Here is a 20,673-nt window from a genome sequence, read left to right as displayed (position 1 = left end):
TGTGGAGGTTGTGCCTGAGCAGGCGATCCAGCGAGGCGAGCTGTTGTTCGCGCTCGACCTGTTCGGTCACGTCTCGCATCGTGGCGACCAGTCCCTGGATCGTCCCACTCCCGTCGGTCAGTGGCGTGTACTGGACGTTGAACGTGTGGTCGGACCTGCCCGACCGCGTTCGTGTCGCGCGGAACTGGACCGTCTCGCCCTCGAAGCCCCGGTCGAGGTAGGGCTCGACGACCGCAAACTGTTCGGGGGCCAGGAGGTCGACCAGCCGCGTCTCAGTGACCGACTCCGGATCCATCGCGTGGAACTGTCGATAGGACTCGTTGGCAAACAGGAACTGGTAGTCGTGGTCGACCGCGGCGATCAGCTCACTCGCCCCCTCGATCGCGTGCTCGTACTGCCGGAGCTGTGACTCCCGTCGGCGCTGTTCCGTCGTGTCGTTTTGAATCGCGACGTACGACACTACCTCGCCGTCGTCGTCGGTCAGGGGGGCGATCGTCTGATGGGCGTAGTACAGCGCCCCCGACTGCCGGCGGTCGCGGATCTCTTCTTCCCACACGTCGCCGCTCGTGATGGTCGACCACAGGTCCTCGTAGTACTCCTCGGACATCGTGCCAGAGGAGAGGATCGCGGGCGTCTTCCCGAGCACGCCGTCGCTATCGTAGCCCGTCATCTCCTCGAAGGCGGGGTTGACGTAGGTGATCGCGCCGTCCGGGTCGGTCATGTAGATGGCGTGTCCGGCCGCCTCGACGGCTCGCTGGAACTGTCGGAGCATCTGCTCGTCGGCTCTCCGTTCGTCGATGTCCCGCACCACCAGCACGGTCGCCGGGCCGTCGCTCCAGCGGACTCGCGTCGCGGTGACTTCGACCGACAGTTCTCGGCCCCCGCTGGTCGTCAGGGTCGCTTCGAACTGCTCGACTGGCTGGTCGCCCGACTGTACGGCAGCCAGCGACGCGGAGAGGTCCCGTCCGTCGGGCGGCGACAGCCACGACTCGATGGGGCGATCGACGGCCTGGGCTCGGTCGTCGAGGGCCAGCAGATCGAGCCCGGTCGCGTTGACGTACTCACACTGACCGTCGCGAACGACGCTGATCATGTCGTTTGCAGCGTCTAACAGCGTCGTAGCTCGCGTCTCGGGATCGAACAGGCCCTGCTGGCTACGGTGGTAGTCGACCGCGTCGACGACGAGCGTCGCCAGCCGATCCCACTGGTCGTCGTGACACCCCTTGACGAGATACTCCGTCACGTCGGCGGAGATCGCGTGGCTGGCGATCTCTTCGGTCCCTTCGCTGGTGAACAGCACGAACGGGAGCATCGGTGACTGCGTCCGGACCGATTCGAGAAACGCGAGCCCGTCCGTGTCGGGCAGATCGTGGTCGCTGACGATGCAGTCGACACCCCCGTCGCCAGCGAGTCGTTCGATCGCCTCACCGACCGTCCCCGCCGTGGTGACGGTGAGGGAGTCGTGTTCGCCGAGGTGGCGCTCACAGGAACTCGCGAACGAGGGGTCTGCCGTCACCGCGAGCACGCGCACGCGCTCACTCCTGTAGGTGGTCATACTCGACTGGAGTGACCGGGATATGTCTTTCATAACGGGACGAATATGTTCAACGACAGCGCGGGCGGTACGCGCACGCCGAGGCGCTCACTCGCCGAGTCGCTCCGCCGTCTCGCTGATCTCGCGGATCGTCTTCGTTTGCTCTTCGTTTGCGGCTGCGACTGCCTCTACCTCGTCGGCGACCTGGTCGGCCTGGTCGACGAGTTCGTCCACCATACCCGCCACCGCCTCTGCAGAGGCCGCCTGATCGTCGGTCGCGTCCGAGACCTCGTGGATCCCGCGAGAGGCTTCGGCCACGACGTCGACGATCTCCTGGAGGGTCTCGGTCGCCGATTCGACCCGCTCGATTCCGCGGTCGACGTCCTGCGCGGTCGCTTCGAGACTGGCGACTGCGTTCTCGGTGTCGGCCTGTATCTCCTCGACCATCTCCTCGATCTCGCTGGCGTGTGTGCGAGATTCCTCGGCGAGGCTCTTGACCTCGTCTGCGACGACGGCGAAGCCGTCGCCGGCCTCGCCGGCACGGGCGGCCTCGATGGAGGCGTTCAGCGCCAGCATGTTCGTCTGATCGGAGATGTCGTTGATCATGTCCACGATCTCGTCGATCTCTGCGACGCGCTCTTCCAGCCGGTCCACGTCGCTGACGACGTCTCCGGACGACGCCTGCACTCGCTCCATCGCCTCGATCGCGTCGGCGGCAGCGGTCCGCCCGTCCTCGGCGAGTCGCTCGGCACGCTCGCTCGTGGCCGCGACCTCGTCGGCCGTCGAGGCGATCTCCTCGACGGTCGCGCTGACGTTGCTGATCTCTCGGCCGACGGTTTCGGTCGTCTTTGCCTGTTCGCGAGCGATGTCGCTGATCTCGTCGGTGCTGGTGGCGACCTCCTCGGCGGAGTCACGGAGCGTCCGGATCGGATCTGCGAGGTCCTGCTCGATCTCCGTCATGAGCTGCTCGCGCTCTTCGATCGACTGTTCGAGCTCCTGACTGTAGGAGTGGATGTACGTGTCGGCGACGACCTGCATATCGAGGTTGACGATTCGCAAGACAGCGAGAATCTCTTCGAGGCCGCGATCCAGTTCTTCGCCGACGATCTCCTCGACCGACTCTCGGGTTCCTGCCTCGACCGCCTGGGGACCGCCGTCGCCCGCGAGAGCCGCTGTATCTGTCAGTCGGTCGACGAGCCGTTCCTCGATCCGGTCGAACAGGAGCGGGAAGATGAGGTCGTAGTAGACGCCGTACTGACCGATGTAGTGTTTCATCGGCATTTCGAGCAGATCGTGGATCTTGCCGATCCGTGCCCGGTCGCGGAAGTAGTCCATTCCGTACTCTCCGCTGGCGAGGGTCACGAGATACGCTGACTGAGTCTCTTTGAGCTGCTGGAGGGACTTGTCCGACCGGCCGATCACGTCGCTGGTCTGCTGGTGATCGGTCAGGTTGTCGTAGAAGCCGTCTGCGATCTCGTCGGTGTGGGCCCGAAACAGCTCTTCGAGCTCCGAGAGGTGCTGTTCGTCGGTCTCGTCGAAGCCGACGAACTCCTTTCGCCACTCGATTTCCGACTCGTCTATGCCACACGCGGCGACGAGCGAGTCGACGTCGAGGAGGGCGTTGAGGCCGCCGTCTCCGAAGGCGTTCGACCAATCTTTCATACCGAGAGAGAAAAAACGCCCGAAAGTAAGCCTGTCCCTCCGTTCCCAGCAGTGATAACTCCAGGGCACCCGGGCGATCCGAAGGGCCCACTGCCTGAGACCAGCGCTGTCGGGAGTTGTCGAGAGACAACCTCTGATTTAATTAGCGGTGTGGCGTACCGGAGCCCATGGCACGGATCCCGCTCTCGTGGCTGCCGCTGGTGGGACTGCTCACGATCCCGTCGGTGCTCGCGTTCGTGATCTGGCTGGAGCCCGTCGCGGTGCTCGCGGTCCTCAACACCGTCCTGATCGTGGTCGCCGTCCGCATCATGTTCGATTCGGCGGACGAACTGCGTCTACCCGGCGGCCTCGCCTGACTCGATGTCTGTCCCGCAGGTGTCTGGTGCCCTCTCTGGGCAGGTCGAGCTGGTCGTCTTCGCGCTCGTCGGGCTGCTCGGTGGTGTGCACTGTCTGGGCATGTGCGGACCGCTGGTGACTGTCTACGCCGATCAGATGGGGACAGACGGTCCGGCGACCTGGCGGACGATCCGCCAGCACCTGCTGTTTAATCTGGGTCGGACCGCGATCTACACCGCCCTCGGGGTGCTGTTCGGCGGGCTGGGTGCGCTGCTGTACGACGCCGCGGCGGTCGCGGCCGTCGCGAACGACGTTCGCGCGGTCGCCGGTCTGGTGATCGGCGGTGTCATCCTCCTCGTCGGCGCGAACTACCTGTTGACGGGAACTGGGGGACTGTTCGGTCACGCCCCGACACCGGCGGTCTTCGAACGGGTGAGTACCGCGTTGCTCGACCGGATCGAGCGGTGGGTTCGTGGCCCCCGGATCGTCGCGCTCGGCGCGGCCCACGGGGTCCTCCCGTGCCCGTTGCTGTACCCCGCGTTTCTGTACGCCTTCGCGACGGGGTCGCCGGTCCGTGGCGGCGTCGCGCTCGCCGTGCTGGGGCTGGCGACGGTGCCGACCGTTTTCGCCTACGGCGTCGCGTTCCAGTCGATCTCGCCGCGATTTCAGGGACCGCTCCACCGCCTGCTCGGCGTCACGTTCTTGCTGCTTGGCTACCTCCCGCTGGCACACGGTGCGATGTTACTGGGCATCCACCTCCCGCATCCGAGCATTCCGATCTACCAACCACTGGGATAACGATGGACGAGTGTACGCTCTGTGGCCTGTCGACGCCCGATCCGCCCCACACCGCTCCGGACGTGGACGGTGCCTTCTGCTGTCAGGGGTGTCTGACGGTCGCCCGAACGCTCGACGACGCGCCCGCCGACGCCGATCCCCAGACGGCCGTCGACACCGGGCCAGACGTGGCCACCGCCGATGGCGACCGGGCCTACTTCGACGTCGACGGGATGCACTGTGCCACCTGCGAGACCTTCCTCGAAGCCACCGCGACCGACGCTCCGGGCGTTCGGGCCGCCGAGGCCAGCTACACTGCCGGGATGGTCCGTGTCGTCTTCGACCCGGCGACGGCCGAACCCGACGCGATCGCGGACCGCATCTCGGGGCACGGCTACGACGCGACCCGAGAGGGCGCGGCGTCGGCCGACGACGCCCAAGAGACCGTCGGTCGTCTCATGGTCGGTGGCTTCTTCGGGATGATGGTGATGGCCTGGTACGTCCTCTTTCTCTATCCCGTGTACACGGGCGTCGCGCCGTCGTCGCTGCTCGTCGACCTGGACGGTCCCGCCGGTGGGTTCCTGTTCGCGAACGTCTGGGTCATGGCGACGGTCGTGGTGGCCTACACCGGCTATCCGCTGTTCCGTGGTGCGGTCGTGAGCCTGCGGGTCGGCCACCCGAACATGGACTTGCTCGTGGCGATCGCGGCGGCGACGGCCTACGTCTACAGCACGATCGCGATGGCGCTCGGTCAGACGGATCTGTACTTCGACGTGGCGGTCGTCGTCGTCCTCGCGGTGACCGTCGGCGACTACTATCAGGAGCGTGTCCGCAGACGGGCCATGGGCCGCCTCGCAACGGTCTCCGACGAACGAGCGGACGCGGCACGCCGCCGGACGGCCGACGGCACCGAGTCGGTTTCTCGGTCGGCAGTCGACGGCGGCGACGAACTGGTAGTCAAAGGCGGCGAACCGGTCCCCGTCGACGGGACGGTCGTCGAAGGCACGGCCGCGGTCGACGAGTCACTGGTCACCGGCGAGTCGCTGCCCGTCTCGAAAGCCACCGGGGACGCGGTTCTCGGCGGGACGACGGTCACGGACGGTGGGGTCGTCGTCCGCGCTGACGAGGACCCGACGAGCACTGTGGACCGACTCGCAGAGACGCTGTGGGACGTACAGAGCGCGACACCCGGCGCACAGCGCCTCGTCGACAGGATCGCGGCGGTGTTCGTCCCGCTCGTGTTCGTCCTGGCTGTCGGGACGCTGGTCGTCCACCTGCTCGCGGGCACTGGAGCGACCGCGGCACTGTTGACCGGCCTGACCGTCCTCGTCGTCTCCTGTCCCTGTGCGCTGGGCCTGGCGACGCCGATGGCCGTCGCCGCTGGGATTCGAGACGCTCTCGACGCGGGCATCGTGATCACCGACGACACGGCCCTGGAGACGGCACCGGCGGTCGAGACCGTCGCGCTCGACAAGACCGGCACTCTCACCACGGGATCGATGACCGTTCGAACGGTCGCGGGCCACGACGAGAGCCTCGCGTACGCCAGCGCCGTCGAACAGTTCGCGACCCACCCCGTCGCGGAGGCGATCTCCGAGGCGGAGACACCGCCCGACGAGCCCGTCACGGCCTTCGAGACGATCCCCGGACGGGGCGTGCAGGCGACAGTCGGCGACAGGACTGTACTGGTCGGCGACGAGTCGCTGTTCGCGGCGCGGGACTGGACCGTCCCCAGCGGCGTGGCCGCCACCTACGACGGTGCCGGTGACGACGCGATCGCGAGCTACGTCGGCTGGGACGGGCGCGTTCGCGGTGCCGTCGTCGTCGGCGACGAGGTGCGCGAGGGGTGGCAATCGGTGCTCGATCGCCTCGCGGCCGACCGCCGCGTCGTCGTGATCACGGGCGACGACCGGGCGGCGGCCGAACAGTTCGCGTCCCACCGCTCGGTCGACGAGGTCTTCGCCGGTGTCCCGCCCGAGGCCAAGGCCGCGGTCGTCGATCGGCTGGGGAACGACGGCACCGTGGCGATGGTCGGCGACGGGAGCAACGACGCGCCGGCACTGGGGGCGGCCGACCTCGGAATCACCGTCGAGAGTGGCACACGGCTCGCGTTCGACGCGGCGGACGTGGTCGTCACCGACGACTCTCTCGCCGCGCTGCCCGAGGTGTTCGCCACGACGGAAGGGACCCGCCGACGGATCCGCGAGAACCTCGGCTGGGCGTTCCTGTACAACGGGATCGCGCTGCCACTCGCCGTCGTCGGTGTCCTGAACCCCCTGTTTGCCGCCGTGGCGATGGCGACCAGTAGCCTGCTCGTCGTACTCAACTCGACCCGCCCGGTCGGTAGCGAGGCGGGGTCGTAGCCGTCGGCCACGGCGGGCCGCCGTCCCGAAGTTGTCCTGTGACAACCCAGAGTACATGTCAGTTCGCTCGAACCCAACCGAGTATGAGGGGTCTCGAAATAGCACTGGCCACAGCGTCGGGTGGTGGTTCCGGCGGGAGTCGCATGTTACTTCTGACGACCGCGATCGGCCTCGGAGTCACCGCCGGCATTCTGCTACTCAGCTATCGGTTCGGGTGGCACGACCGACCCGACACGTCGTTCGAGTCGCACGGCGACGAGCGAACGGATACACAGCCAGCAGCCGGGGTGATGTACGAGTCCTCGGTGGCCGAATCCGAGACGGAGTCGGTCGACCACGACGCGTTCGACCCCGTCGGGACGGCGACGTTGCTGGCTCTTTACTTCGCCGTCGTCTCGCTGACCTGGCTGTTCATGTACTTCGTCGAGTTCCTCGACAACGGACCAACGGTGATCGGGTGACTATGCACGTCCACAGGTTCGAACGCATCTGGCTGGTGGGATCGCTGCTGTTGATCGCTCTGTTCGTCGCGACGGTGACCTACGGGGCCGTCGGCGCTGGCTACGGGATGGTCGACGCGGAGGGTGGACAGGTCGACGGGACCGACCCCACCGCGAGCGAGAACGTCCGCGAACCCGGCGTCTACAACGGGAGCGAAGACGGTCACTACGACGTCTACGTCGAAACGCAGCGGTTCCTGTTCGTCCCCGGAACGAACGAGCCCATCCGCGTGCCGGCCAACAGCACCGTGACCTTCCACGTGACCAGCAGTGACGTCCTCCACGGGTTCGAGGTCGTCGGTACGAACATCAATACGATGACCGTTCCGGGACAGAAGGCGACGGTCACGGCCGAGTTCGACGAGCCCGCCGAGTACGGCATCGTCTGTAACGAGTACTGTGGCAGCGGCCACCACACGATGGAGGGATCACTGCAGGTGGTCCCACCGTCGGAGTTCAACGAGACGAGTGAGGTGCAGTAACGATGGCACATGCACACGACGACCCGACCAGCGAGAACCGAGCACAGTCCGAGCTGACTGCCGGCAACCGAGTTGCCTTCGTCGACCAGTATCCCACCGCGGCACGCGTGACGCGACTGTGCTTCGGCGTCTCGTTTACCGCCCTGTTGATCGGTGCGGTGCTCGGGATCGTCCAGGCGCTGCACCGAACGAACGTCTTCCGAGGTGTGATCAGCTCGGTCGACTACTACACGGTGCTGACCGGCCACGGCGTCTTGCTCGCGCTGTTCTTTACGATCTTCTTCCTCTCTGGGGTCTTCTCCTGGGGCGTCGCCCGGAGTCTCGACCGCGACCTCCTCTCGCGGCGCTTCTCGCTGTTCTGGTTCGGGCTCCAACTCGCCGGTGCCACCGCGGTCGCCCTGGCGATCTTCGGCGGCTTCGTCGGCGAGATCCCGTTCGAGGCAGACGTGCTCTACACCTTCTACGCGCCCCTGCAGGCTCATCCGCTGTTCTACGCCGGACTGGCGGCGTGGCTCGTCGGCACGTGGCTCGCGGGAGCCGACTGGATCCGCCTGTACGTCCGCTGGCGGCGTGACAACGGCGGCGAGCGGATCCCACTCCAGACGTTCATGGTGTTGACGACGACGCTGATGTGGTACATCGCCACCCTCGGCGTCGCCGTCGAGGTGCTCGTGTTCCTCCTGCCGCTCTCGCTCGGGCTGATCGACAGCGTCGACCCCCTGCTGACCCGGACGCTGTTCTGGTACTTCGGCCACCCGGTCGTCTACTTCTGGCTCATGCCGGCGTACTTCGCGTGGTACACGATCCTGCCCAAGCTCGCCGGCGGCCGGCTGTTCAGCGACCCGCTCGCGCGCGTCGTGTTCGTCCTCTTCTTGATCCTCTCGACGCCCGTCGGGTTCCACCACCAGTACGCGGACCCCGGGATCGCGGAAGGGTTCAAGTTCGTCGCGATGACCAACACGATGTTCCTGTTGCTCCCGAGCTTCCTCACCGCGTTTACCGCCGTCGCGAGCATCGAGTACGGCGCGCGACAGCGCGGCGGGAAGGGCTACCTTCGCTGGATGACCGCCCTGCCGTGGTCGAACCCGGCCTTCGCGGGGTGTGCGCTCGCCGGCCTGATGTTCGCCGCGGGCGGGTTCTCCGGGATCGTCAACGCGGGCATGAACATCAACTCGCTGATCCACAACACGCTGTGGGTGCCGGGCCACTTCCACCTCACCGTCGGGACGGCCAGCGCGCTGACGATGATGGCGATCAGCTACTGGCTGTACCCACAGGTCACGGGCAAGCGCCTCCAGTTCTACGGCCTCGCACAGATCCAGCCCTACGTCTGGTTCATCGGGATGGCCCTGATGTCGAACGCGATGCACCGGGCGGGACTGGCCGGCGTCCCGCGCCGGACCGCCGAGCCGCAGTACCAGCAGTTCTCCTTCGAGGCGGTCTTCGGATCGGTCCCAGAGATGCGGCTGCAGATCGCGGCCGGCGCTCTGCTGCTGACGATCGGTGCCCTGCTGTTCGTCACCGTGATGGCGGGCACCTGGCTCGCAGAGCGTGGCCGCGGACGGCTCCGCGTCGACAGCCACCTCCCCGAACCGATCTCCGGGGTCTCGGACAGTCCGCGCGTGCTGGACAACATGAAGCTGTGGGTCGTCGTGGCCGTCGTCCTCGTGGCCATCGCCTACGGCTTCCCGATCTACTCGATGCTGGCAGACGGGGCCTTCAATCCGGCTGCTCCGCCGGTGCCCGTCTGATCTGCGACCCTCTCGATCGGGACCGAGCCGCCGTCACGTCGACGAGAGGAAGGCGTCGACCAGTTCCGCCTCGGCTCGCCTGAGTCGGTACGAGACGGTCGAGCGGGGCTCGTCGAGCCGCGACGCGATCGCTTCTAGCGTCGTTTCCCGCGGCGTCTCGTAGTACCCCATCTCCGCTGCGAGTTCGAGCACACGGCGCTGTTCGGGGCGCAGCGACAGCGAAGCCAGCGGGTCCGTCGGGGGCGTCGTGACCGCTTCGAGGTGTTCGAACCGGAAGGTGATTCCCTCCCTGAGCTTCCCGCAGATCGTGTCGTAGAGCAGTCCGATCCGCTCGTCGGTCTGCATCAGGACGCGCCAGCGCTCCTCTGTCCCTCGGCGCGTGACTTCGATGAGGACCGCACCCGGCAGGTAGCGGTTCGCGACCAGCGAGACGGAGTCACAGCTGCTCGCGTCGACGACGTGTGTGTACACCGTCGCCTGGCCGCCCGAGGACGCGAGCACCTCGCTGTGGCGATCGCCGCCACAGCGCCTGTCGCTGATCGAGAACCCGCCGTACTCGTCGCCCGTGAGCAGCCCGGCCGCTCGCTCGACGGACTTCGGGCCACCGCTGAGACGATCCAGCCGCCAGAACTCGCTGTCGGTCATCGGACAGATCAGCGTCGTCGCGTGCATCTCGGGAGCGTCGATGAACACGTCCATCACGGCGTCGGCCCCCTTCGCGTAGTTCAGTGTGAAGACGAACTCCCGCATCTAGCTGTACTGATTCCCCGAGGGGCCAGTCTCTTTCGGTCTCCCCGTCGACTGGCGGTTGTCCTGGGCCAACGGAGGATTCACGTAGTCGACTCCCCGACGGTGTGGTATGAGCGATACGGGCACTGGTGAACAGTCGATGCCGTGGTTTCTCAAGACGATCATCCTCGTTGCCATCCTCGTGGTGCTTTTCATCGTCGCCATCGACCTGCTGACCTTCGCGGGAGCGCTGTAACTGCCGGTCGCGGTGGCCGTGTGCCGGCGTTTCCGTCGCGATACCGTCGGCATCGTCCCCGCGTCACCCACGGAACCGTCAGTTGCATTCGGCTCCAGTACCGAGAGCCGGCGATCGATCGGCGAGCGTCACGGCCACCGGACGGGTCGGACGACGCCCCGATAGCCACCGAAGGGTCCACAGCAGCGCGGCCTGGACGCGTACACGGAGACGGACCGAGAATGAGCGACAGCGCCGGTTGGGCCAGCCGTCTCGACATGAGGACGCTTGGAGACGACCGGACGCCGTCCCCAGCGACGGTTTTCTGGCTCGGAAAACCGGCGGCCGGGGTTATGCCGTCGGACGGCCTCTGGCTATCTATGGGTGTCCTCCAAGCACTCCAACGTACGCCCGGCGCACTCAAGCGTGCCCCCGGGCTGTTGGTCCCCCAGCTGATCGTGTTCGTACTGTTGCTCCCCCAGCTGCTGTTGCAGTCGACAGCGCCGCTCCTCTCCTCGCTGGTCTCGCTTGGCGTCTCCGGCGTCTTCCTCGTCGTGACGCCCTTCATCCAGGGCGGGATGTTCGGCATGGCCGACGAGGCACTGCGGGGCCGGAGTTCGCTGTCGCGGTTCTTCGCCGACGGGAAGTCGAACTACGTGCAGTTGCTGATCGCCTACGTCCTCCTACTGGTCGTCAACGGCGTGCTCGGCGTCGTCGCCGTGTTCGCTGGCGTCGGCGCGTTGCTGGGCCACGGCAGTACCGGACTGGTGCTCCTCGCCGTCGTCGCCATCGTCGGCCTCCTGTACCTCCTCGTGACGTTCTTCGTCCAGTTCTACGGACAGGCCATCGTCGTCGACGGGGAGTCCGCGATCGCTGCGTTCGCGCGGAGCTACCGCGTCGTCCGGGCGAATCTGCTCGGAACGATCGGCTATCTGGTGATCGCGGTGCTCGTCGGCGGAGTGGCCGGCGGACTCTACGGCGGCCTGTCGGTGCTGGCGACGCCCGAAGCGGCGGCGTACGGCCTGCCGTCGCTCTCGATCCCGCTGCTCGTCGTCGTCGGCCTCCTGGCAGCGGTCGTCGGGAGCGTCGTCTCGGCGTTCTCGCTGACGTTCTCCGTCGCGGTCTACGACGAGTTCACGGCCTGACGCCGTCGGGAACGGTCCGTCACTTCGGGTGCTCATCTGCTCCTCAAACGGATCCACCCAGAGACACAGTCTCTTTTTAGAGGTAAAATCACTAGTTTGAACAAGCACTCCGGTAGCCTTCGAACTGGTGACGGCCGTAGTGGCTCCCCACGCCGCCGAATTAGGTGCGGCGGTACAGGGAGTAGAGGATGGTGACGAGGCCGACGACCTCGATCGTCCTGGTGAGAATCGGAACGTAGTAGCTGTAGACGATCGGCCCGAAGCCGAGGACAGTTCCGGCCGACGTGACGACCAACGAGACCACGAAGGGGACGACCGTGAGCAAGACCAGTCCGACCGCGAGCAACAGCATCGGTTGGCTGTCGTTGCGCCGGTACCCGCGATACGCCTGGAACACGATCGCGAAACTGAGCACCAGGCCCAGCAGCGTTACTGCCAGTAGCGCGAGGTAGTGTGCGTACAGTCCCGTGCTGCCGGTTTGTATCATGTTAGATCCCCTCCCAGAGGTTGGTAAAGCGGTCGGCGGGGTCCTCGGGTTCGCCCGCGTCGATCGTCACCGAGAGCTCTCCCTCGTCGAGTTCGACGGTGAGTCGATCGAGACACGCCTCGAAGACAGTGTAGTGGTGGCCGTTCTGTCGCACTTTCGTCTGTTCTACGAGCAGGTCACACTCGACGAGCCGTTCCGTCCGCCGGTAGATCGTCGGCAAGGACGCGTCACATCGGTCGCTCAACGTTTTGGCTGACATCGGTTCGACACTCGTCTGAGTAAGGATCTCCCGTGCGTACTCGTCGTCGAGGAGTGCGAAGATATCCTCGTCGGCGGGATCCTCACTCACGGTCGGCCCTTCTGGACGGACCAAGTAATAGCTACCACTTCTTTTCCAGCTCGGAAAATCGGGTGGTGCTCATACTGCCGGCTGTACGTCTGTACAGACTGTTGCGACCCCGTGGTCGCGAATATTTTGAAACAGTGACAGCCAGCAGTCTCAGATCGCCGCGGTCCCTTTCTGGCCTACAGACACCGGCCGCCCTCGCCACGCTGGACGGATCTGTGCCGGAGACGCTCCTGCCGGTCGACTGTTCCGACACGGAGACAGTCCGTAGAATTGAACTCAGCGGGTGACAAATCCCGCGGCATGGCCCTCCACGTTCGACAGACGATCACCGGCGGTCTCGCACGCGCGCTCTCGCGAAACGGCGCTCTCCTCGTGGCGACGCTCTTCGTTGCGAGCGTCCTCCAGGGCGCGTTCGTGTGGGTGCTGGCGACGACGTATATTCCTCTCGGTACGAGCGGAGCGATGACACCGGCCAACACGCCGGCACCCGGGACGGCGCTCCCGGCGTTGGCGTCGGCAGGCGCTGCGCTGCTGGGTGGACTCACCGGCGGGATACTCACGGTCCCCATCCAGGTCGTCGCCGTTCGTGCGCTCGTCGACGACGGGCGCGACCACATCCCCGAACAGCTGATCTTTCGATCGCTTGGCTGGGCGACGCTGCGGCTGTTCGTCGCCTCCCTGTTGAAGATGACTGCCATATTTGTTCTGACGATGCTCAGTATAATCGCCGTCTTTCTGGCGGCGATCGGGGTGTTCCTGGTGCTCCCGGAATCACTGCAGACGACACTCGTCGGTTCGTGGTACGCGCCGCTGCTCCTGGTCCCGATGTTCTTGCTGGCGACCCTTCCGATCGGTGTCGTCGTCGTGGTGTTCGCCTTCGTCGATCACGAGATCGTCGTCCGGGACGCGTCGGTCCCGTCGGCGTTCGTTCGGAGCTGGCGCGTCGCCGCCGGCAACCGACTGCGACTGGGACTCGCACTCGTCGTCCCCTACGGGGTGAACATAGCCTTTAGCCTGCTTTTCGGACAGCTCACGCCGGACGCGACGTTCCAGTCGCCGACGTTCCTGGCCAGCCAGGCGATCCTCTCGCTGGAGTCTGCGGTGGTCTCGATTGTCGTCCTCGGTATCACCGCTCAGGCGTGGGTCCAGCTGACCGGTGTCGACGGCCCGCTCGAAGCGTACTGGAACGCGAGCGACACGGGATCGACTCCGGCTCCAGACGGTGCCGCGACGGACGCGATCGAGTGAACGGCCGCTCCGTTCTCGACGGTATCGACACTGTCTGTGATTCGATCGTTTCCGAGAGTAGGCGCAGGCGGTCGTCGTCCCCATCTGGATAGGCCCCATCCGTGGTCTTTGTGTGAGTGGGATCGGGGTGAAGTGCTGGCGAGTCAGTGGTGTCTCTGAGAGCGACTGGACGGTCGGCTGGCCCTGTTGTTGGAGATGGTGGAAGAGTTCCTCCTCGTCGGTGACTGTATACCGTTGATGACTATCGCGCTCGTGGTATCGCAGTTTGCCGTCGACAGCCGGCGGTGTTCAGATACGGATAAAAAGTGAGGCGGTTCGTTTTCAAAGTGATCTATGCCCGAAAACGACCGCCTCAGCGATAATATCGACTAGATCGACTTAGAGTTTGTTGAACGAGAAGCGACACCACGATTTCTGATGACGCTCTTACGCAGACTGGCGAAAAATATCGGCAGCGAAGCAGTCAACGAGTCCGTGGATTGGTGCGCCAGCGAGATTCAATGACCGCAGGAAGCCGTAGGTACGAGCGGCCTGTTCCAAGCCCTGCTTGGACAGGCCGCGGAATTTCTCGATCCACGGTTGCAACAACGACCAGAGACACTCAGCTTAGTTGGTGTGAACACCCGCATCTGAGACGTATGCTTCGTCGTGAACCACCGTTCTGTGGTCGTGCTCCATCTGTTGATACGGCGGGTACTCATCCGTCCAGACCTCTCCCAGTCGCTGGGAGAGGTCTTCAGCTTCTTCGATCACTGGCTTGAGTTCGTCCTTGAACTTCGTTCCTTCCTCAGCAGAAACCACGCGAAGCACGTCGCGGCAGGCCGCGACGAGCGTCAGTTCATCACCCTGCTCACCGCTCCAGCGTGTGCGACCGCCCTCTGGCGACCCGCCGCGGGACAGACCGTCCCGCGGTGGGTCGCGTCCCTTGTACCCAGAGCAGACCTGCTGGGTTTCATCGACCTGCGTTGGCCCGTCGAGAGTGTGATCGATGCGATCCCAGACGACGGGGAAGCCGCGCTGGAACGCGGCTTCCACGTCACGAATCGCCGAGTGAATCGTGTTGTATGCCCGATCAAGTAGGGAAGCAATTTGATTGATGCTGAGCAACGAATCAGCGTAGAGGACGAAGGCGACGAGGAACTCGCCGGGGGCGAGTTCCGCGTCGTAGAACGGTGTACCGAGCGTGTAGGTACTCATGAAGCCGCAGCCACGGCACCAGATACGGTCGAGATCGTCGTAGGTTCGGATGGTTGTCGCGCCACAATCAGGACAGGGTGCCTGTTCCCAGATGGTCTTGAGACGCCGCTCGACGATGGCGTCGAGCGGCTCGGGCCGAAACTCCAAAGCGCCAAGCGATACAAGTTGCTGAAGCATCCCGCCGAATGCTGGTTGTTTGGTCACAGCTGATAGCAGGAGACGGGATGCTTTCCATACAACGGAGTCTTTTCGCTAGCTTGAGCAAGAGCGTCCTCTCTTTCTACTCTCGTATGGCAACCCAAGAGACGCCATCCTTCGACGATCTCGAACCGGTCGATACGAACACGCAGGACGACGAGTACGACAGTGAGTGGATCGAACTCGACCAGGGAGAGGACGTGGTCGGCGAGATTCGTGACCTCACGCCCAACTGCGGCAAGTACGACACCACGGTGATCGAGTTGGCCCGTGGTATCGGCGACGTGGTCGCGATGTGGTCGAATTCCCAGATCGATCGCCAGCTCGAAGACAACGATCTCGGTGAGGGCGACGTTGTCGGTATCCGCCACACCGAGGAGACTGGCACCTTCGAGACCGAGGACGGTGAGGAACGCGAGTACGACATCTGGGAGGTCCGTCAGCTGGGTGGTGGCGAATGAGCTACCAGAACCGCGCGAAGGGGATGGTCAGCGACTACATGAACGTGCGTACGCTCCCGGCGACGCTCTCGGTCGCGTTCATCCTCGCCAGCCTCTACCAGTTCGGCGGGATCACAACGGTCGAACTCCCGTGGATCTCCTACACGCTGACGACGCAGCACGGCGTGATGGTCTCGCTGGGTGCGTTCGCTGCGGCGTTCGCCTCGAGCGAGACCAAGCGGTTCGAACACTACGAACTGTGGGAACAGATCGCGATCGCTACCGGTCCGGCTGTGATCCTCGGCCAGCAGTACGTGACCGAAGTGAACGACTTCCTCGTCAGTCTGGGCGACCCGCTCGGGATGCAACTGGCGTTCGCTGCGACGGTCGTCTCCTGGGGAGTCGCGGTCCAGTAAAGCCATGATCGGACACAAAAACGCTCTCCGACTGCTCGTGGCGCTGCTCGTCGTCGGGTCTGTTATCCCGGCACCGGCAGTCGCCCAGTCGGATAACGAATACTCCCATCAGTACACTGATGGGCCGCAAAAGGTCGTGGTCGACCAGAGTAACATCTCTGGCGACTTCACGGTCACTGTCTCCACCAACCAAGCCACGGGCGCGGTTGGTGAAAAAACCCTGCTTCAGCGGGTGCAACTCGGCCCCGGTGCTGAACAGGACATCGTGTACGACAACTACGGTGCCTACGACAACATCACGCTCGAGGTCACTGTTCACGGCAGTGGCGAACCGTCTTTCGAGCAGGGTGAGGGCGCTATCAAGGTCCCGTACAACATCGGTCACACTGGTGGCGACCGCGATCTCCGGTGCGACGAGGTTGACAAGCTGTACTCGATGACGAACCCCGGCGTCACGATCACTGACTGCACGCCGCCGGTCGGCAACGGACCTCAACACGACCAACACGGACGCCGAACAGATCAAGCTCGACATCTACCAGTCTGCTCAGAACGAGAAGGCTTCGAGCGAGGTCTACCAGACCACGCTCGACAACTACCTCGAGGACACCAAGACGCAGGCTCGGATCATCGGCAAGAACGCCTACATCCGGGCGCTGAACAACGGCAGCAGTAAGGCCGCTGCGAAGACGGCTGCGAAAGATGCTGTCGCTGACTACTACGCCACTAAACAGGCAAATCTTGCCAAGAAGTGGGGCCAACAGGTTGCTAACTTCGACCACCTACATGGCGTTGCTGAAAACGAAACTGGTGTAGATTCCTCAACGGATAGGTATGTTGCTGTTGCTGGAACTACTGGTCCTGACGCGGACCACTACCCTGAGTACACTGGCACGGGATCAACCACTCTCGACCTCGCCAACGGCTCGTCTACTTCGGTCGCTGCTCTTGAAATCTTCCACGATGGTAACAAGCCGACCACAAAGACAGTCGGCCCGAAGACTGAATCTTACAGCTACGACGTGAACCCTGACGGGTCTCTTAACTACACGCACTACGTTGATGGTGTTGAAATCAAGGCTCCGGACGATAATCACGACCGGCTGCTGTATCTTGATTTCGACCAGTACGGCCCTGCGTTCTCTGAAATCCAGTCCCAGAACGACGCTGTGCAAGCGGACATGGACACCCTCGCCAACAACACGTACGACGAGTACCAGTCGGGCGAGATCAACAACACCGATCTCGTCGACCCGTACGTGCTGTCGAACGAGTTCAGTGCTGGTGACGAGTACCAGTCGTGGACGGCTGCCCAGTTGACGCTGCTCGGGACGAACAGTCCCGAAGCCATGTCGAACATGGGCGAGTTCAACGTCACGACCGCTAACGGCACCACGCACACTGGTATCCTCATGTCGCAGACGAACCCGGACAGTGGCCTGTTCGAGGTCAACACGACCTACGACACGGCCAACATCACCGGCCCGCAGTTCGTGGTCACTGCTGATCAACTCGTCGAACTCGACGGCGAGTTCACGGTCGATTCGATCGAGACGACCGACGGCGAGAGTCGACAGAACGTGACGATCGAGAAAACGACCTACGACACTGCGGACATCAACGTGACGCAGCTGATCGAGGAGTACGAACAACTCAACAAGGAGCGCGCCGAGTGGGAAGCCCGCGAGCAGAACATGCGCGGCGGCGCTGGGGGCTTCGCGTTCGGTAACAGTACCAGCCTCGGCATCCTCGCCGCCCTCGCTGGTGGTCTCCTCCTCCTGAACAACCGCGACGACGGAGGTCGATACTGATGGTCTACTGGCTGGTGCTGAAAGCGATCCCGATGAAGCCCGTCGTCGCGATCGCGCTGCTCGGGTTCGGCCTCGAGGCGATGGGCGTTCCCGTGATCGGCCCAGCCGTAGATCTCGTTTCGCCACTCGTCGCCGACGCGATCGGCTGGATAGAGTCGCAACTAACTGCCTCGTGGCAGTTCTGGTAACACCATTCCCCTACCCGGTTTCAGACATGAATCACAACGTCGTTAGCATCGCGTTCGTCCTGCTCGTCTGTAGCACAGTCCTGGCTGGCGTCTCGATCGGTCAACAGACTGCCGGCAACACAGCAACTCCAGCGGGTCCGTCCGGTCCCGATGGCGGTCCCTCGAACTACGAACTCGTGATCGACGAGAACGTCGGCGTCGTCGACTATAGCGTCGAGGACGGTGTGTTCGTTATCGAGTTCTACTCGGACGAGTTCAAGTCGGTCACCCTCTCGGCAGCTCCGGATACCAGCAGCGAGTCCGGCTCGATCTCGTTCCGTTCAGTTGTCGTCGAGGCCGATACTACGACCACGGTACGCATCACAGCCTCGTCTGCTGTGTCGATGTGGACTGACGACAGTCTTGAACGAGAACAAGCGTACTACATCCGGAAGCCATCGGGCTTCATCATCGACGGCCCGTGGACTGGTTCGGACGTTCGTGACGCTGCTCTCGGTGGCGCTCTCGGCGTCGTGGTCGCCGTCCTGTACGAAGCAGTCGCGGCCAAGGTCGGCACAACCGAACGGGGTGAGCGCGTCGCATGAGCGACCCTGAACCCGAACAAAAACAGCCCGACGACACACCCGAGAACCCGAGTCGGTCCCGCTGGTTCCGCGCGTTCCGCTGGCTGACCGAGAACCTAACGCTTCTTGCGTCGGGACTCGGCCTCGGTGTGTTCATCCTGGCGTCGGTCATCGGCTACGAACTCCCTCGCAACCTCAAGATCATCGGCCTCACCGCCGTCATCATCGTCCCGATCGTCGGTCGACCGACCGGCAAGAAGGTTCGCTCCCTGCTGTGGGAACCAGCGTACGTCTGGCTCGTTGACATTGATGCTCGAGAGACCGACGGCGGAATCTTCCGCGTTCCCGGTCAACGGTTCAACGAGTGGACAGTCACCGAGGGACAACTCGATTGGGTGAGTCCCGATCTCGCCTTCGGGAAACAGGTGGATCTCGAAACACAGACCGTCGAAGGCACCTGGCGCGGCACCATGTCAGGTCGTGAGCTGATGAAAACGCTCCAGGCCGTCGAAGAGTGTCGCGGCCAGCTCGAGGAGGACGCCAAGCGTGGCTTCGCCATCGAAGCCCAGGCGTTCACGATCATCCGTAACGCCACCCGCAAAGCGGTCATGCAGATCGTCTCGACGTTCGAGCGCGGGACGCTCCCCGACGAAGGTCAGGGTCTCACCGACGAGATAGATAGTGCGATCGAGCAGTTCGGCCTCGAGCGCAAGATCCGCGACACCGAAGAGGACGACAGTCCGCAATCGGACAGTCCGGGCGTTCGGATCGACTTCGACCAGGACCTTGCCGATCTCGCTGACGCCGGAAACGGAGGTGCGCCTGCTGATGATTGAAATCACACTCACTGATCGAGAGAAGAGTATCGTTGCGGTGACCGCTGCGGCCTCGTTCGTCATCGGATTCTGGGCCGGTCTCTGGTCTGTCCCGGTCCAGGCGCTCGACATTCCGATCAAGACGGCCTTCGAAAACGGAGAAACTGTCTATACTGCTGCCTACCGTCCGGTCCCGACTTCGCTTCCGTATGTGACCATCTTCGTGCCACTCCTTGCAATCGCATACGTGTATCGAGACCGGCTGCTCGACGAAGAACCGGACTCGACGGAGGTCCCGGCCGATGACTAACGGCGTCGACGAGCATCTACTGACTGCGGCGAAGCTCCGGGAACAGATTCGTGGCGATCTCGAAACACATGAAAGGGGCCTTGTTTAGACGCAGTACAAATCGGCTCTTGCAGCGTATGCTCCGCGAACAGATCGACACGATGAGGCACTCAGGACAGGTTTTAGATCAACCGCAACGGCCCGTGACTCGCCGGTTGAGGAGCGTCTAAACACGGCCCATGAAAGGTACTATCCGCACACCGGGATCGTCGACGACCCGCAGGATCGCGCGGCGCTGTCCTTCGTCGAGGACGCTGTCGCTCGCGGTAATCTCGAGGCGACCACGTTCGAAGACTCGAAACTCGGGGAGACTCTGCTCGAGAAGTACCTCGCCGACAGGACGACCGAAGCCGTCACCAGCGGAAACGGCTCGGTCATGTCGCACTTGGTCGGCGTCACCGAGCAGGATCTCGATGGATCCGCGCTCCGGCTCCCGATGATGCTCCTCGACGAGATCGAAAATAATGAGGCACCAGCGTTCATCATCGGCGCGGGCAACCCCAACACGGGCAAGACCAACACAATGTCTCTGCTCGCCGAGCTGCGGAAAGCCCAGCTCGACGAGTACATGATTATCTCGAACGTCCGAAGCTGGCCCCTGACCGACGAAGTAGTGACCTCCGCGCACGACCTCGCGGTCACGCTCCTGGAATATCGCGACGTTCCGAACTTCGTCTTCATCGACGAATCGTCTACACACTTCGACGCCCGAACCTATCGTCGAGAAGTAGCGACACAGTGGACACCGCTCGCGAAGCGATTCGCCAAGATCGGTGTCGACGCCTGCGGCAACGTGATCCACACCGGGAAAGATGCTCACCCGGAGCTGAAGCGCATGTCGACGCTGGCCTACTACAAGACCGAGAAGAAGGTCGCCGAGTTCTACGAGCGTTGGCCTGCCGACGGTGACTACCCGACGGACCAGCTCTTCGGCGGCTCGATTGAGGACCTCGAACCGACTGGCTACGAAGCAGATCCCAACGACGCCGCGCCGTGGGCGTGGAATCTCGAACCAGATCTATTCTCGAAGGACCTCCGCTGGCCCGATCTCCTCGACGCGTTGCGGGCGCGTGGTCCTGCAGAGTGATCGTTGCAAAC

Annotated in this window: 22 protein-coding genes and 3 pseudogenes; 19 read left to right on the top strand and 6 right to left on the bottom strand. The window is 63.9% G+C overall.

Going from position 1 to position 20,673, the window contains the following annotated elements; all coding sequences use genetic code 11:
• Positions 1-49: 49 nt before the first annotated feature.
• Positions 50-1,555 (bottom strand): annotated as a pseudogene (locus tag HALKA_RS0115750) (PAS domain-containing protein); the annotation flags it as partial.
• Positions 1,556-1,642: 87 nt separating this feature from the next.
• Positions 1,643-3,196: a globin-coupled sensor protein gene (locus HALKA_RS0115745; RefSeq protein WP_018258901.1), complete on the bottom strand. Its 1,554-nt coding sequence runs from the start codon at positions 3,194-3,196 to the stop codon at positions 1,643-1,645.
• A 167-nt stretch (positions 3,197-3,363) separates the two neighbouring features.
• Here HALKA_RS0115745 and HALKA_RS0115740 point away from each other — a divergent pair, with 167 nt between their 5' ends.
• The 6 genes from HALKA_RS0115740 to HALKA_RS0115715 all read left to right on the top strand — a co-directional run bounded on the left by HALKA_RS0115740 (position 3,364) and on the right by HALKA_RS0115715 (position 9,405).
• Positions 3,364-3,552, top strand: coding sequence for a hypothetical protein (locus tag HALKA_RS0115740; protein ID WP_018258900.1), 189 nt, complete (start codon positions 3,364-3,366; stop codon positions 3,550-3,552).
• 4 nt (positions 3,553-3,556) lie between these two features.
• Positions 3,557-4,330, top strand: coding sequence for a sulfite exporter TauE/SafE family protein (locus HALKA_RS0115735; RefSeq protein ID WP_018258899.1), 774 nt, complete (start codon positions 3,557-3,559; stop codon positions 4,328-4,330).
• 2 nt (positions 4,331-4,332) lie between these two features.
• Positions 4,333-6,672: a heavy metal translocating P-type ATPase gene (locus HALKA_RS0115730; protein ID WP_018258898.1), complete on the top strand. Its 2,340-nt coding sequence runs from the start codon at positions 4,333-4,335 to the stop codon at positions 6,670-6,672.
• An 83-nt stretch (positions 6,673-6,755) separates the two neighbouring features.
• The gene (locus HALKA_RS20010; RefSeq protein WP_245545427.1) at positions 6,756-7,133 is read left to right on the top strand and encodes a halocyanin; all 378 of its coding nucleotides are present in this window, start codon (positions 6,756-6,758) and stop codon (positions 7,131-7,133) included.
• 2 nt (positions 7,134-7,135) lie between these two features.
• Positions 7,136-7,654, top strand: coding sequence for a cupredoxin domain-containing protein (locus tag HALKA_RS0115720; protein WP_018258896.1), 519 nt, complete (start codon positions 7,136-7,138; stop codon positions 7,652-7,654).
• A 2-nt stretch (positions 7,655-7,656) separates the two neighbouring features.
• On the top strand, positions 7,657-9,405 hold the full coding sequence (locus HALKA_RS0115715) for a b(o/a)3-type cytochrome-c oxidase subunit 1 (RefSeq protein ID WP_018258895.1): 1,749 nt from the start codon (positions 7,657-7,659) through the stop codon (positions 9,403-9,405).
• Between the two features lie 33 nt (positions 9,406-9,438).
• Here HALKA_RS0115715 and HALKA_RS0115710 read toward each other — a convergent pair whose 3' ends face one another.
• Positions 9,439-10,155, bottom strand: a complete 717-nt coding sequence (locus HALKA_RS0115710; RefSeq protein WP_018258894.1) for a helix-turn-helix domain-containing protein — start codon at positions 10,153-10,155, stop codon at positions 9,439-9,441.
• Between the two features lie 109 nt (positions 10,156-10,264).
• Between HALKA_RS0115710 and HALKA_RS22190 the strand changes: the two genes are divergently transcribed.
• Both HALKA_RS22190 and HALKA_RS0115700 read left to right on the top strand, forming a co-directional pair.
• The gene (locus HALKA_RS22190) at positions 10,265-10,390 is read left to right on the top strand and encodes a hypothetical protein (protein ID WP_018258893.1); all 126 of its coding nucleotides are present in this window, start codon (positions 10,265-10,267) and stop codon (positions 10,388-10,390) included.
• A gap of 359 nt (positions 10,391-10,749) precedes the next feature.
• Positions 10,750-11,514 carry a DUF7847 domain-containing protein gene (locus tag HALKA_RS0115700; protein ID WP_018258892.1) on the top strand — a complete coding sequence of 255 codons (765 nt, stop codon included), beginning with the start codon at positions 10,750-10,752 and terminating at the stop codon, positions 11,512-11,514.
• 160 nt (positions 11,515-11,674) lie between these two features.
• Here HALKA_RS0115700 and HALKA_RS0115695 read toward each other — a convergent pair whose 3' ends face one another.
• Both HALKA_RS0115695 and HALKA_RS0115690 read right to left on the bottom strand, forming a co-directional pair.
• Positions 11,675-12,001, bottom strand: coding sequence for a DUF7521 family protein (locus HALKA_RS0115695; protein WP_012807529.1), 327 nt, complete (start codon positions 11,999-12,001; stop codon positions 11,675-11,677).
• A 1-nt stretch (position 12,002) separates the two neighbouring features.
• Entirely contained in the window at positions 12,003-12,350 is a 348-nt protein-coding gene (locus HALKA_RS0115690; RefSeq protein ID WP_012807528.1) for a winged helix-turn-helix domain-containing protein, read from the bottom strand.
• 300 nt (positions 12,351-12,650) lie between these two features.
• Here HALKA_RS0115690 and HALKA_RS0115685 point away from each other — a divergent pair, with 300 nt between their 5' ends.
• A complete protein-coding gene (locus HALKA_RS0115685) occupies positions 12,651-13,598 on the top strand; it encodes a DUF7847 domain-containing protein (protein ID WP_018258891.1) in 948 nt (315 codons plus the stop codon).
• A 333-nt stretch (positions 13,599-13,931) separates the two neighbouring features.
• Positions 13,932-14,024, top strand: a pseudogene (locus HALKA_RS22400) (IS6 family transposase); the annotation flags it as partial.
• Here HALKA_RS22400 and HALKA_RS19735 read toward each other — a convergent pair.
• A pseudogene (locus tag HALKA_RS19735) lies at positions 14,025-14,972 on the bottom strand (IS1595 family transposase).
• Between the two features lie 113 nt (positions 14,973-15,085).
• On the opposite strand from HALKA_RS19735, the gene HALKA_RS0115670 reads away from it, so the two are divergent.
• The 9 genes from HALKA_RS0115670 to HALKA_RS19725 all read left to right on the top strand — a co-directional run bounded on the left by HALKA_RS0115670 (position 15,086) and on the right by HALKA_RS19725 (position 20,662).
• Positions 15,086-15,454 (top strand): hypothetical protein, encoded by a 369-nt coding sequence (locus tag HALKA_RS0115670; protein WP_018258888.1) that lies wholly within the window; start codon positions 15,086-15,088, stop codon positions 15,452-15,454.
• A complete protein-coding gene (locus tag HALKA_RS0115665; protein WP_018258887.1) occupies positions 15,451-15,849 on the top strand; it encodes a DUF8023 family protein in 399 nt (132 codons plus the stop codon). Before HALKA_RS0115670 ends, HALKA_RS0115665 begins: the two co-directional genes overlap by 4 nt.
• Positions 15,850-15,853: 4 nt before the next feature.
• The gene (locus HALKA_RS20005) at positions 15,854-16,525 is read left to right on the top strand and encodes a hypothetical protein (protein ID WP_018258886.1); all 672 of its coding nucleotides are present in this window, start codon (positions 15,854-15,856) and stop codon (positions 16,523-16,525) included.
• A gap of 505 nt (positions 16,526-17,030) precedes the next feature.
• A complete protein-coding gene (locus HALKA_RS20000) occupies positions 17,031-17,660 on the top strand; it encodes an Env/VP5 family phage fusion protein (protein WP_049919931.1) in 630 nt (209 codons plus the stop codon).
• Positions 17,660-17,848: a hypothetical protein gene (locus HALKA_RS0115650; RefSeq protein WP_018258884.1), complete on the top strand. Its 189-nt coding sequence runs from the start codon at positions 17,660-17,662 to the stop codon at positions 17,846-17,848. Before HALKA_RS20000 ends, HALKA_RS0115650 begins: the two co-directional genes overlap by 1 nt.
• A 26-nt stretch (positions 17,849-17,874) precedes the next feature.
• Complete coding sequence (locus HALKA_RS0115645) at positions 17,875-18,432, top strand: DUF8063 family protein (protein ID WP_018258883.1); 558 nt, start codon at positions 17,875-17,877, stop codon at positions 18,430-18,432.
• Positions 18,429-19,247 (top strand): DUF8125 domain-containing protein, encoded by an 819-nt coding sequence (locus tag HALKA_RS0115640; RefSeq protein WP_018258882.1) that lies wholly within the window; start codon positions 18,429-18,431, stop codon positions 19,245-19,247. Before HALKA_RS0115645 ends, HALKA_RS0115640 begins: the two co-directional genes overlap by 4 nt.
• A complete protein-coding gene (locus tag HALKA_RS0115635) occupies positions 19,240-19,536 on the top strand; it encodes a hypothetical protein (RefSeq protein WP_018258881.1) in 297 nt (98 codons plus the stop codon). The genes HALKA_RS0115640 and HALKA_RS0115635 overlap by 8 nt, the downstream gene beginning before the upstream one ends.
• A 415-nt stretch (positions 19,537-19,951) precedes the next feature.
• On the top strand, positions 19,952-20,662 hold the full coding sequence (locus HALKA_RS19725) for a hypothetical protein (protein WP_018258880.1): 711 nt from the start codon (positions 19,952-19,954) through the stop codon (positions 20,660-20,662).
• Positions 20,663-20,673 lie beyond the last annotated feature (11 nt).

Source organism: Halomicrobium katesii DSM 19301 (genome assembly GCF_000379085.1).
In the GTDB taxonomy this organism is placed as follows: Archaea; Halobacteriota; Halobacteria; order Halobacteriales; family Haloarculaceae; genus Halomicrobium; species Halomicrobium katesii.
Note: the sequence above shows the minus strand (reverse complement) of the source record. Positions and strands in the feature narration are given on the sequence as shown.